The organism is Variovorax sp. PAMC26660, assembly GCF_014302995.1.
GTDB lineage: Bacteria > Pseudomonadota > Gammaproteobacteria > Burkholderiales > Burkholderiaceae_C > Variovorax.
In genome coordinates, this window is sequence record NZ_CP060295.1 from 4,325,897 (window position 1) to 4,338,877 (window position 12,981).

General features: G+C 66.5%; 10 protein-coding genes. 8 read left to right on the plus strand and 2 right to left on the minus strand.

What is annotated here, in order from left to right; genetic code table 11:
* Positions 1 to 70 precede the first annotated feature (70 nt).
* From H7F35_RS20230 to H7F35_RS20245, 4 genes are all read left to right on the plus strand, one after another.
* Positions 71 to 1,207 carry a DUF2827 domain-containing protein gene (locus H7F35_RS20230; protein WP_187108376.1) on the plus strand — a complete coding sequence of 379 codons (1,137 nt, stop codon included), beginning with the start codon at positions 71 to 73 and terminating at the stop codon, positions 1,205 to 1,207.
* A complete protein-coding gene (locus tag H7F35_RS20235; RefSeq protein ID WP_187108377.1) occupies positions 1,204 to 2,319 on the plus strand; it encodes a DUF2827 domain-containing protein in 1,116 nt (371 codons plus the stop codon). Before H7F35_RS20230 ends, H7F35_RS20235 begins: the two co-directional genes overlap by 4 nt.
* Before the next feature lie 8 nt (positions 2,320 to 2,327).
* Positions 2,328 to 2,948, plus strand: coding sequence for a hypothetical protein (locus tag H7F35_RS20240; RefSeq protein WP_187108378.1), 621 nt, complete (start codon positions 2,328 to 2,330; stop codon positions 2,946 to 2,948).
* Between the two features lie 120 nt (positions 2,949 to 3,068).
* Positions 3,069 to 5,318 (plus strand): acyl-CoA dehydrogenase, encoded by a 2,250-nt coding sequence (locus H7F35_RS20245; protein ID WP_187108379.1) that lies wholly within the window; start codon positions 3,069 to 3,071, stop codon positions 5,316 to 5,318.
* Here the strand turns inward: H7F35_RS20245 and H7F35_RS20250 are convergent.
* The gene (locus H7F35_RS20250; RefSeq protein WP_187108380.1) at positions 5,224 to 6,069 is read right to left on the minus strand and encodes a helix-turn-helix domain-containing protein; all 846 of its coding nucleotides are present in this window, start codon (positions 6,067 to 6,069) and stop codon (positions 5,224 to 5,226) included. The genes H7F35_RS20245 and H7F35_RS20250 overlap by 95 nt on opposite strands.
* Before the next feature lie 132 nt (positions 6,070 to 6,201).
* Between H7F35_RS20250 and H7F35_RS20255 the strand changes: the two genes are divergently transcribed.
* Both H7F35_RS20255 and H7F35_RS20260 read left to right on the plus strand, forming a co-directional pair.
* Positions 6,202 to 6,615, plus strand: a complete 414-nt coding sequence (locus H7F35_RS20255) for a hypothetical protein (protein WP_187108381.1) — start codon at positions 6,202 to 6,204, stop codon at positions 6,613 to 6,615.
* Positions 6,616 to 7,090: 475 nt separating this feature from the next.
* Positions 7,091 to 9,958: an aconitate hydratase gene (locus H7F35_RS20260; RefSeq protein WP_187108382.1), complete on the plus strand. Its 2,868-nt coding sequence runs from the start codon at positions 7,091 to 7,093 to the stop codon at positions 9,956 to 9,958.
* A 17-nt stretch (positions 9,959 to 9,975) separates the two neighbouring features.
* On the opposite strand, the gene H7F35_RS20265 is transcribed toward H7F35_RS20260, so the two are convergent.
* A complete protein-coding gene (locus H7F35_RS20265) occupies positions 9,976 to 11,439 on the minus strand; it encodes a C13 family peptidase (protein ID WP_187108383.1) in 1,464 nt (487 codons plus the stop codon).
* Between the two features lie 82 nt (positions 11,440 to 11,521).
* On the opposite strand from H7F35_RS20265, the gene H7F35_RS20270 reads away from it, so the two are divergent.
* Entirely contained in the window at positions 11,522 to 11,983 is a 462-nt protein-coding gene (locus H7F35_RS20270; protein WP_187108384.1) for a metallophosphoesterase family protein, read from the plus strand.
* A 161-nt stretch (positions 11,984 to 12,144) separates the two neighbouring features.
* Complete coding sequence (gene efeU, locus H7F35_RS20275) at positions 12,145 to 12,981, plus strand: iron uptake transporter permease EfeU (RefSeq protein ID WP_187108385.1); 837 nt, start codon at positions 12,145 to 12,147, stop codon at positions 12,979 to 12,981.

Here is a 12,981-nt window from a genome sequence, read left to right on the forward strand (position 1 = left end):
CGGGTAATCTGCTGGCTCCCGCGCCCCTTGGACGCGGGAGCCAGCTTGCTTTTCAAGACCTATATTTCATATGCGCATCGGCATTTCCGTCATCACCCGCGCGGGGCAGAGCATCTGGGAAAACGGCCTCGGACAGAACGTCGTGTTCCTCGCGCGCCTGTTCCAGCAACTGCCCTTCGTGCAATCGGTGGTGCTGATCGACGTGGGCGACCAGCAGGTCATGCCCGCGCAGGTCGACCTGAACGCCCTGGGGCTGCGGCTGATGCGCGCGCATGAAGCCACCGACGAAGTGGACGTGATCATCGAGATGGCCGGTGCCCTCGATCCGCAATGGCTGGCGCTGCAGCGCGCGCGCGGCAAGAAGGTCGTGTACTACTGCGCCGGGCAGCCCTATGCGGCCCTGATCGAGCCGGCTGTGTTCGACAAGCCCGGTCTTTTCTCCCGCCCCGATCGCTGCGACGAAATCTGGCTGCTGCCCGAGTACCAGACCTTCGCAAGCTTCCAGCGCGTGCTGCATCGCTGCCCGGTGCGCGTTGTGCCGTACCTGTGGCATCCGCAATTCCTGGAGCAGCGCATTGCCGAGGTCACGCAGCTCGGCCATCGCTTCGGCTGGCAAACGGGCGTCGTGCGCGCCGGCCTGCGCGTGGCGATCTTCGAGCCCAACGTGTCGGTGGCCAAGACCTCGAGCATCTCGATGCTGGCCTGCGACGAGGCCTACCGCGCCGAGCCGGGCAGCGTCGCGATGATGAACGTGCTCAACACGCTGCACATGAAGGACCACCCGACGATGCTGTACTTCGCGAACCAACTGGACCTGGTGCAGCAGCACAAGGCGCTGTTCCTGGGCCGGCACGACATCGTGGGCTTCATGGTGCAGAGCGCCGACGCGGTGGTGTCGCACCAGTGGACCAACGACCAGAACTACAGCTACCTCGATGCTCTCTACGGCGACTACCCGCTGGTGCACAACTCGCCCTGGCTGCATGGCTTTGGCGCGGGCTATTACTACCCCGGCTTCGAGGCGGCCGAAGGTGGGCGGCAGCTTCGCATCGCAGCCAGCGAACACGACACACGGCTCGAAGACTACCGGCAGCGGTCACGGCAGGTGTTCGATGCCGTCGATCCTTTCAACGCAGCGAACGTCGAAGCCTATGCGCGGCTCCTGCTCGACCTGCAGGCGAAAACCCCGGTGGGCGTGACGGCATGAAGCAATTGAAAGTCGGCGTTTCCATCCTCGTGCGCAAGGGCGAGCAGTCGCTCTGGGAAAACGGCATCTACCAGAACTGCCTGTTCTTCGTCATGCTGCTGCTGCGCTCGCCCCTCGTGAGCCAGGCTTTCCTGGTGACCGGCGGCGGCGACGGCTCGCCTGAAGATGCGAACTTCCTGTCCGATTCGCCGGTGCCGTTGATCGACATGGCGCAAGCGGCACAAGAGCTCGATGTGATGGTCGAGATGAGCGCACAACTGAGCCGCGACTGGATGGTGGCGTTCCGCGAGCGCGGCGGCAAGATCGTGTCGATGCGCGTGGGCAACGACTACGTGATCGACATCGAGCGCATGGTGTTCGACAAACCCCACGGCCTTTTGCTGACCGGCGCGCCCTACGACGAGATCTGGACGATCCCCGAATACGAGGCCACCTGCGTGCCTTACTTCGCGAGTGGCTTTCGTGCGCCGGTGCGCATGGTGCCGCACCTGTGGAGCCCGCTGGTGCTGGACCGCGCCTCTGCCGGATTGCCCGAAGGGCACCGCTTCGACTACCAGCCCGGCCGCAAGCGCTGGCGCGTCGCGATGTTCGAGCCCAACATCTGCATGGTGAAGACCAGCCACATTCCCCTGCTGTGCTGCGAGGCCGCGCACCGCGCCGACCCCGACCTGCTCGAACACGTCTACGCGTACAACACCTTCCACATGAAGGACCACCCGGTCTTCAACGGCTTTGCCAACAGCCTGGACATCGTTCGCCACGGGCTGAGCACTTTCGAGGGTCGTTTCCCGACCTGGCAGGTGATGGCGTTCAACGTGGACGCGGTCATCAGCCATCACTGGGAGAACGGCCAGAACTACCTCTATTACGAGGCGCTCTACGGCGGCTATCCCCTGATCCATAACTCCCACCTGATCGGCGATTGCGGCTACCGCTATCACGACTTCGATTGCGAAGAGGGCGGGCGTGCGCTGCAGCAGGCCTTTGCGGAGCACGACGAGAACCTCGCGTCCTACCGCGAGCGTGCTCGCCGCTTCATCGCCACCCTCGACCCGGAAAGCGAAGAGAACGTGCGCATCTATACCGCCGCTTTCGAAAACCTCTGCGCGTGAGACCAACGATGCAAACAACGACACAACGATTCGGACGGCTGCTGCTCGTGGCGGCGGCTTGCGCTGCTGCCGGCACGGCATTCGCGCAAGGCGTGCTGGTGCCGCAAGCGCCGCCCGCAGCGCCGCAGGACACGCTCACGCGCGCGGCCACCAGCGTGGGCGTCAAGCGCTGTCTGCCCGCCATCACGCGGCTCGCAACGCTCACCGTGCAGGGCAGCCGCAGCCACGATGTGCTGCTCGACTGGGACCGCAAGCGCCCCGACGCCGGGCCGTTGTTCTCGCTGATCGGCATGGAGTTTCCAAACGCCGGCGTGGCCGCCTCGATCACCGCCATTCCCGACGACAGCGGCGCCTGCACCGTGTCGGCCGAGCGCATCTCGGTCGCACCGTTCACCTGCGCGAGCGTCGCGCAGCAGGAACTGGCGGGCTACAAGATGACGCGGCTGCTGCCCATCTACGCGGTCTACACCGACGACAAGGAGCCCACGTCGTCGGTCTCGCTGATCGATTCGCCGCCGGGTTGCCTGATCATTCGCCGCTATGTCGAGTACGGCTGGCGCGATCCTGCAGCGGCCCCGGCAGCCGCACCGGCCGCACCCGCTGGCCAGGTGGCCCCGAAGCGGCGATAGACGAAGTCAGGCGCGCCCGCCTCCGACACGCACGGAGGCCCTTGGCCGGCCCGCGCGAGCAGCCCCGCGCTCCAAGAATGGTGCCGAGCCGCGCTTTCGTCGCGGCGAAGGAGACGCACCATGCCGCTGGCGACACTGATCGGCCGATGGGCCATGAAGCCATTCTCGAAGGCGCTGCCGCCGCTGGGTGACACCGAGCGCGCTGCACTGGAGGCCGGCACGGTCGGCTTCGAGGGCCAGCTCTTCGCCGGCCGTCCGGACTTCGATGCGCTCGCGGCCATGGGCCCCAACCAACTGACGGAACGCGAACAGGCGTTTCTCGACCGCGAAGTGCGCGAGCTGTGCCACATGCTCGACGACCACGCCATCGACCAGGCGCGCGACCTGCCGCCCGAGGTGTGGCGCTACCTGCGCGAGAAGCGCTTCTTCGGAATGATCATTCCCGAGGAATTCGGCGGCCTGGGCTTCGGCCACTTTGCGCACGCCACCGTGGTGACCCGCATCGCCACCGTCAACACGGCCACCGCCGTCACTGTGATGGTGCCCAACTCGCTGGGCCCGGCCGAACTGCTGCTGCGCTACGGCACCGATGCGCAAAAAGACCATTACCTGCCGCGTCTGGCGGATGGCCGCGAACTGCCGTGCTTCGGCCTGACTTCGCCGTATGCCGGCTCGGACGCGGCATCCATCCCCGACCGTGGCGTGCTGGTCGAACGCGAGTTCAACGGCCAGCTCACCAAAGGCTTTCTGGTCGACTTCGACAAGCGCTACATCACGTTGGCACCCGTGGCCACCGTGGTCGGGCTGGCCTTCCACGCGGTCGATGAAAGCCAGCCCGAAGGTCAGCGCGACCTGGGCATTACCTGCGCGCTGATTCCCGTGCCGCACGAAGGCATGGAGATCGGCCGGCGCCACCGCCCGATGGACAGTGCCTTCATGAACGGCCCGATCCACGGCCGCCAGGTCTTCGTGCCGATGGACTGGATCATCGGCGGCGAAAAGCAGGTCGGGCAGGGCTGGCGCATGCTGATGGAATGCCTTGCTGCAGGGCGCGCGATCTCGCTGCCCGCGCTGGGTTCAGCCATGCAGCAGACCGCCCTTTACGTGAGCAACGGCTATGGGCAGATCCGCGAGCAGTTCGGCATGCCGGTCGGCAAGTTCCACGCGATCGCGGGGCTGATCGCGCAGATGTCGGCCGAGCTGTATGCGAGCGATGCAGCGCGCCGCTTCACGGCCGCGGCGCTCGACAAGGGCGAGCGGCCCAGCGTGGCGAGCGCGATCCTCAAGGTGCAGCTCACCGAGGCAGGACGGCGCGCGGTCAACCACGGCATGGACATCCTCGGCGGCAAGGGCATCATCGCCGGCCCATCGAACCTGCTCGGCGTGGCCTATCGGCAGGCGCCCATCGCGATCACGGTGGAGGGCGCGAACATCCTCACGCGCGCGCTCATCGTGTTCGGCCAGGGGGCGGTGCGCTGCCACCCGCACGTGCTCGACGAAATGGCGGCGGTGCAGGCCAACGACGAAACCGCGCTCGGCAAGGCGCTGATTGCGCACGGCAAGCACGTGGCGGTCAACCTGTGGCACAGCGTGTTCGGCGCGCCGGTGCTGGGCGAGCCGCCCGAAGACCTGATGCGCGAGGCGCGGCTGGTCGCGCGCATGAGCGCCAAGTACGCGTTCACCGCCGACCTGGCGATGGGCATGCTCGGCGGCAAGCTCAAGCGCATGGAACTGTTGTCGGCGCGGCTGGGCGATGTGCTCGCGCATCTCTATCTGGCCAGCGCCTGCATCTGGCGCTACCGCGTCGATGCGGCGCCCGAGTTGCTGCCTTTCGCACAGGCGGCGATCCGCATGCAGCTCGACGAGGCCGGCAAGATCCTGCGCGACCTGTACGCCAACCTGCCGACCGCCGGCCGCCGCGTGATCGGCGCGCTGGTGCTGCGCCGCACCGCGCACCTGGCGCCGCTGCGCGACGTGCAACTGATCGCATTGGCCGACCTGCTGCGCACGAACCCGCGCATCGTCGAACGACTGGCGCCCGACCTCAGCGAACCCGCGCCCGGTGGCCTGCGCGACCTGATGCATGCGATGGAACTGGGTGCGCAGTTGGGCGGCACGACCGCCGCGCTCAACAAGGTGCTGCGCCGCACGAATTCGCTGGAAGAAGCCGCGCGCTCGGCGGCCGATCCCGAATTGGCGCTGGCCTATTTGAAGGCGGCCGACAAGGTCATCCAGGTGGATGACTTCGAGGGGCCCGTCCAGAAGAGCCGCGACCTCAGCTTGCCGACTGCGCAGCCAGTGCCGTCAGCGCCGCCGCCGTCTGCTCGTCGGCCGGAAAGAACGACTCCACCGCCAGTTCCTGCAATGTGACGTCCACCGGCGTGCCGAAGATGGTGATGGTGCTGATGAAGCTCAGCACGCCGTTGGGGGTGACGAACTGGATCGGCACGGCCACCGCAGACAGCTCCGTGTCGATGGCGGGCAGGTCGTGGCTGACCATGGGGGCGGGGTAGGCTCCCAGTTCGTCGTGCAGTGCCTGCAGCACAACGTCGCCCGTGGCGGCAATCTGCTGCTGCAGCCGTTCGAGCAGATGGGTGCGCCATTGCGCAAGGTTGGCAATGCGCGAGGCCAGGCCGTCCGGATGCAGGCTCAGCCGCAGCACGTTGATGGGCGCTTGCAGCAGTTCGGGCGCTGCGCCTTCCATCAGCATCGGCACCATCGCGTTGTGCGCCACCAGGTTCCAGTGGCGGTCCACGGCCAGTGCGGGGAAGGGCTCGTGGCCTTTCAGCACCAGGTCCACCGCGCGCCGCGCCGAGGCCATCGCCGGGTCGTCGAGCGAGCGCTGCCGGTACATCGGCGCGAAGCCGGCCGCCACCAGCAGCGCATTGCGTTCGCGCAGCGGCACTTCGAGCCGCTCGGCCAGGCGCAGCACCATCTCGCGGCTGGGCGCGGCGCGGCCGGTTTCCACGTAGCTCAGGTGGCGGGTCGAGACTTCGGCCTCTTGCGCCAGGTCAAGCTGGCTCAGGCGGCGGTGGGTGCGCCAGTGCCGCAGGTGGACGCCGAACGGATCGCGCGCGCCGGGCTGGCTGGCCTTGGACGAGTGAGTGCGGGTGGTGTTCATGGGCCGCATTCTGGCGTGCTGGCGGCGCGGCGCCATGACCTCCCAGGTCATCGACGCGCCGCACGCGGGCCGGAATCATTGGTTCCAACGCGGCAGGACTGGCTTGCGGCGTACCACCCCAAGGAGATTCACATGTCCGTCTTTGCCTCCCCTCGCTTCCTGCCCACCGTGATGTGGACCGACGCCGCTTCCTGCGCCGCGACCGGTGCGTTGCAGGTGGCGTTCACCGATGCCCTGGCCGGGTGGACCGGGCTGCCGGCGCCGCTGCTGATGGGCACGGGTGTGTTCCTGTTGGTGTACGCGGCGGCTGCCGCCTTCATGGCCAGCCGCAGCACGCCGCCGCGCACGCTGATCGGTCTTGTGATCGTCGGCAACTTCGGCTGGGCCTTGGCCTGTATTGCGCTGCTGGCCAGTGGCATGTTCACGATCACTGCGCTGGGTGTGGCCTGGGTGTTGGCGCAGGTGCTGTGCGTGGTGGTGCTGGCCGAGTTGCAATGGACCGGGCTGCGTCGGACCCGGGGGCGTTCTGGCGTGGCCTTGGCGTGAGGGGCTGTTTTTGATTTATTCGGGGACACGTTGGGGCTTGTTGTTCAGGGCGTCGCTCACGCCGACACGGTGCTCTTTTTCGCGAATGTCCCCCGCTTCGCTCCTCCTTTATTTCGCGAAAAAGAGCCCCGTATCAGCGTGAGCGTTGGACAGAGCGGTGCTTGATCAGCGGTACACCAGCAGCGTGCCCAGGTGCGAATGACGCCAGGTGCTCCCCGCAGCGAAATAAAGGAGGAGCGAAGCGGGGGACATTCGCGGAGGGGAGCACCTGGTGTCATTCGCACGTACCCCGGGCGCAAGTGCACCAAGCCACCTTCAGCGCCTCCGGAGTTCCCAGACAGGCCCGTCGGAGGGGCGTTTCTCGCTATGAACGCCATAGCGCCGTGAGACCATTTCCGGGGAAGCCAGACTACAACAGCTGACATTGATCCCCGCTATCCTTGAGGAGCTTCCACGAACAAACAGGAGTTTCTCTATGGCCAAAGCACCGGCGCACGCCTTTGCGTCCACTCTCAAGACCTTCAAGACCGCATCGGGCACAGCCGGAAAGTACTGGTCACTGAAGGAACTGGCCAAGCAATACCCCACCATCGACCGACTGCCCGTATCGATCCGCATCGTGCTCGAATCGGTGCTGCGCAATTGCGATGGCCAGAAGGTTTCGCCCAAGCACGTTGAAGAGCTGGCCCACTGGGCGCCCAACGCCGAGCGCACCGACGAAATTCCTTTCGTCGTCACCCGCGTGGTGCTGCAGGACTTCACCGGCGTGCCGCTGCTGGCCGACCTGGCCGCCATGCGCAGCGTGGCCGCCAAGCTGGGCAAGTCGCCCAAGACCATCGAGCCGCTGGTGCCCGTCGATCTCGTGGTCGACCACTCGGTGATGGTCGACTACTACGGCACGCCCAAGGCGCTCGACCTGAACATGAAGCTGGAGTTCCAGCGCAACAACGAGCGCTACCAGTTCATGAAGTGGGGCATGCAGGCCTTCGACACCTTCCGTGTCGTGCCGCCGGGCTTCGGCATCGTGCACCAGGTCAACCTCGAGTATTTCGCGCGCGGCGTCTACAAGAGCCCGTACGACAAGGGCGACAAGCCCACGTACTACCCCGACTCGCTCGTCGGCACCGACAGCCACACCACCATGATCAACGGCATCGGCGTGGTCGGCTGGGGCGTGGGCGGCATCGAAGCCGAAGCGGCCATGCTGGGCCAGCCGGTCTACATGCTCACGCCCGACGTGGTGGGCTTCGAGCTCACCGGCAAGCTGCGCGAAGGCGTCACGGCCACCGACCTGGTGCTGTACGTCACGTCCATCCTGCGGGCCGAGAAGGTGGTGGGCAAGTTCGTCGAATTCTTCGGACCCGGCGCTGCATCCATCGCCGTGCCCGACCGCGCGACCATCGGCAACATGGCGCCCGAATACGGCGCGACCATGGGCTTCTTCCCGGTCGACGAAATGACCGTGGCTTACTTCGAAGGCACCGGCCGCACCAAGGAAGAGGTCGAGCGCTTCGAGGCCTACTACAAGGCGCAGGGCCTGTTCGGCATGCCCGCGCCGGGCGAGATCGACTACACCAAGATCGTCAAGCTCGACCTGGGCACCGTGTCGCCCAGCCTGGCCGGCCCCAAGCGCCCGCAGGACCGCATCGACCTGGGCCACCTGGCCACCAAGTTCTCCGAGCTCTACAGCAAGCCCAACGACGCCAACGGCTTCAACCAGCCGGCCGACAAGCTCAAGCTGCGCTACCCGCTGGTGACGGCCGGGCAGGGCAACGACAACGAGACCGCGGCGCCGCCCGCCGGTTCGCCGCGCGAACTGGTCGAGATGGTTGCCAACCGCTCGACCAAGGCTGCGGCCCACACCAGCGCCACGGCGCCTCCCGCGCCCAAGGGCGGCGTCACCATCGGCAACGGCGACGTGCTGATCGCGGCCATCACCTCGTGCACCAACACCTCGAACCCGAGCGTGATGCTCGCGGCCGGCCTGCTGGCCAAGAAGGCGGTGGAGGCAGGCCTGACGGTCAAGCCGCACATCAAGACTTCGCTGGCGCCCGGCTCGCGCATCGTTACTGAGTACCTCGAAAAAGCGGGCCTGCTGCCGTACCTCGAAAAGCTCGGCTTCTACCTCGCCGGCTACGGTTGCACGACCTGCATCGGCAACGCCGGCGACCTGACGCCGGAGATCAACGAAGCCATCACCAAGAACGACCTGATCGGCGCGGCGGTGCTCTCGGGCAACCGCAATTTCGAGGCGCGCATCCATCCGAATCTGAAGGCCAACTTCCTGGCCTCGCCGCCACTGGTGGTGGCCTTCGCGATTGCCGGCAACGTCATGACCGACCTGATGACCGAACCCGTGGGCAAGGGCAAGCACGGCAAGGACGTCTACCTGGGCGACATCTGGCCCAGCCCCAAGGAGATCGACGACAACCTGCGCTTTGCGATGAACGCCAAGTCGTTCCGCGCGAACTACGAGAAGGTGAAGACCGATCCGGGCAAGTTCTGGACGAGCATCAAGGGCACCAACGGCCAGGTCTATGACTGGCCCAAGTCCACCTACATTGCCGAGCCGCCGTTCTTCGAGGGCTTCAAGATGAAGCCGCATGCGTCGGACGCGGGCTTCAAGGGCGCGCGCGTCATGGCGCTGTTCGGCGACTCGATCACCACCGACCACATCTCGCCGGCCGGCTCGATCAAGGAAAGCTCGCCCGCGGGCATCTGGCTCAAGGCGCACGGCGTGGCCAAGGCCGACTTCAACAGCTACGGCTCGCGCCGCGGCAACCACGACGTGATGATGCGCGGCACCTTCGCCAATGTGCGCATCAAGAACCTGATGATTCCGCCGGATGCCAACGGCACGCAGGAAGAGGGTGGCGTCACGCTGTTCCAGCCGGGCAACCAGAAGATGTTCATCTACGACGCGGCCATGAAATACATGGAAGCGGGCGTGCCGACGGTGGTGTTCGGCGGCGAGGAGTACGGCACCGGCTCGTCCCGCGACTGGGCCGCCAAGGGCACGCAGTTGCTGGGCATCAAGGCCGTGGTGGCGCGCAGCTTCGAGCGCATCCACCGCGCCAACCTTGTCGGCATGGGCGTGCTGCCGCTGCAGTTCCGCGGTGCCGATTCATGGCAGACGCTGGGCCTCACGGGCGACGAGCAGATCGACGTGGTGATCGGCAGCGAACTCAAGCCGCAGATGGACGTCAAGCTGGTCGTGCACCGGCCCGACGGCACCCATCAGGAGGTGACGGTGCGCCTGCGCATCGACACCCCGATCGAGGTGGACTACTACAAGCACGGTGGCATCCTGCCGTTCGTGCTGCGTCAGTTGCTCGCGGCCTGATCGTCGCCGGTTGATCGTTACTTGCCGGCGGCATCGAGCCGCTGCGCAAGTCGATCGAGCAGCGGGCGGATCTTCTCGCCGGCGCTGATCTGCGGATTGGAAAAACCGTCTTCCTTGCCGGCTTCGATCTCGCGCTGGCGGATCAGCGGCACGGCCGCTGCAAAGGCGGTCTCGAAGGAATGGGTCTTGCGCAGTTCTTCGTTGAACATCGCGCGGCCGAAGAAGGTCAGCTCTGACAGGCTCCCGCATCCGTACGAGGTATGCGTGGCGTCGGCGGCGGTCATCACCAGTGTGTGATCGTTCGCCATCGGCTCGATCCATCCACCCGAATAGCAGGCCGACACCGCCACGACGCGATGGCGGATGCCTGCGCCGTCGAGGGCCGTACGCAGTTCCTCGGGCGTGAGCCAAGGCACCGACAGCGGCCAGTGCGCAGCCGCCAGCTTGTGGTCGCGCGCACCGTGCGAGGTGAGGTAGATCACCAGCAGGTCGTTGTCGCGGTCCATGCGTTGGGCCAGCGCCGTCACGGCACGCTGCAGGTTGAGCGGCGTGGCCCAGGGCAGCGTGTCGGTCGTGGTGGCGTGGTTCATCAGATGCAGCACATGGCCCTTGGCGTCGAAGCGTTCTTCGAGCAGTTGGGTGACCATGCGGCTTTCGCGCAGGAACACGTCTTCGGACGCATAGGGCGCGAACACCAGCGCGTAGACATTGGGCTGGCCCGCACGACGGTCGGCGAGGCCGTTCACCGTGCGATCCCACAGCGCCTGCTGCTGCTCGAAGACCTCTTGCGTCAGCTTCAGGCGCGGCCGTTCGGGTTCGGGAGATGCCGCGCTGGCGTCGGGCAGCCACACGCGCTCTTCGCTGTTGATCAGTTGCCAGAAGCCCAAGGTGAGCATCGCCACGAACGCCGGCACGAAGAGGGCGACCCGCCAGCGCGAGCCGACCTCGCGCGCGGTGAAGCGCGCCAGCGCCAGCACGATCCACAGGCAGCCGATGCCGAAGACGACCCAGTAGCCCTTGGCGCTGGATAGCGCTGAGGGCAGCCAGCCGCGCGCATAACCCACGGACAGCAAGGTGATCAGCAAATTGCCCGGGAGCATGGCCCAGGTGGCCAGCGCGAACCAGCGCGCCAGCCCGCCGCTTGCGGCCCTGCCGGAAAGCGCGCACCAGCCGAGCCATGCCAGCAGCCCCAGCGTCCAGAGCGGGTTGAGGGCCGCGAGTGCATTGAGCTGCGCGGGGCCGTCCACCTGGAGGCGACCGACGCCGGCCCACAGAAGCTCGGGCAGCAGCACGAGCAGCAGCAGTTGCCAGGGGGCGGGCGTGGCATCGACACCGGGTGCGCGCAGCACGGCGGCGCGCAGGCCACCGACGATCCAGCGCAACAAGCTCGCACGCGGCACGGCGACCGGCAAAGGCGGTGAGGCTGGCGCCTCTTCGGGCGTTTCGTTGACGGGCATCTGGGGGGTGGTGTCCTCGGGCATGGCGCCGATCATGCCTTGGCCGAAGGTGCCTTCGGGCCGCTGTGCCGGGTGCCTCGGGGTTTGCGAGAATCACTTTCGCCTCATGCTTCGCGTCTGCCTCATCTCCGACACGCATGGCCTCTTGCGGCCTGAGGCGCTCGCGTTCCTGCAAGGCTGCGACTTCATCGTGCACGGTGGCGATATCGGCAACGCCGGCATTCTGGAAGCGCTCGCAGCCATCGCGCCGCTGACGGTCGTGCGTGGCAACAACGATCGCGAATCGTGGGCCGATGCGATCGCCGAATCCGAATTCCTGAAGATCGACGGCGTGCTGATCTACGCGATCCACGACCTTTCGCAGATCGACATCGACCCGGCCGCCGCCGGTGTCCGCGTGGTCGTCTCAGGCCACTCGCACAAGCCGAAGATCGAAGAGCGCGATGGCGTGCTGTACGTCAACCCGGGCAGCGCAGGTCCGCGCCGTTTCAAGCTGCCCATCGCGGTGGCCGAACTCCTGATCGACGGCGATGCCGTCAGCGCACGCATCGTCGAACTCACTGTCTGAGGCTGAGACCGGGCAATCATTACCATTCGGCAACAAAAGCCCTCAGATGAGAATGGATCTTATTTGATGGGGTATGCTCGTTCGCTCCTCCGTGGGGCCAACGTCGAGCGTTGCTGACCTGCCGGCTCCGGGGGCTTTATCTGCCCTGAATTCCGAAGCCGATGCTCATCCCCTTTCTCATCATGCTGCGCGAAGGCATCGAAGCCGCGCTGATCGTCGGCATCGTTGCCAGCTACCTCAAGCAAAGCGGACGCGGCGCGTTGATGCCCGCGGTGTGGGTCGGCGTGCTGCTGGCCACCGCGCTGTCGCTGTTCGCCGGCGCCGGCCTGCAATTGCTGGCGGCCGAGTTTCCGCAGAAGCAGCAAGAGCTGTTCGAGGGCGTGGTCGGGCTGATCGCCGTCGTCATGCTGACCTCGATGGTGTTCTGGATGCGCAAGGCGGCGCGTTCCATCAAGGGCGAACTGCAGGCCTCCATCGACAAGGCGCTCACCAAGGGCTCTGATGGGCAGGGCTGGGCGCTGATCGGCATGGTGTTCCTGGCCGTGGCGCGCGAAGGGCTGGAGTCTGTGTTCTTCCTGCTCGCTGTGTTCCAGCAAAGCAGTGGCTGGGAGGCTCCCGTCGGCGCGCTCGCCGGCATCGCCGTGTCGGTGGCGGTCGGCTGGGGCCTTTATTCGGGTGGCGTGCGGCTCGACCTGCGGCGCTTCTTCCGCTACACGGGCCTGTTCATTCTTCTGGTGGCGGCCGGCCTGCTGGCCGGCGTGCTGCGCAAGCTGCATGAAGGCGGCGTGTGGAACCACCTGCAGACGGTGGTGTTCGACATGAGCGACACGCTGCCGATGGACAGCCCCGTGGGCGCCGTGCTCTCGGGCCTGCTGGGCTACCAGGCCGCGCCCGTGGTGGGCGAGGTCATCGTCTACCTGGCCTTCCTGGCAGTAGCCCTGTTCTTCTTCCTGCGCTCGCCTCCGGCGATGGCGCCTCGCGTGGCGCCTGCCCGCTGA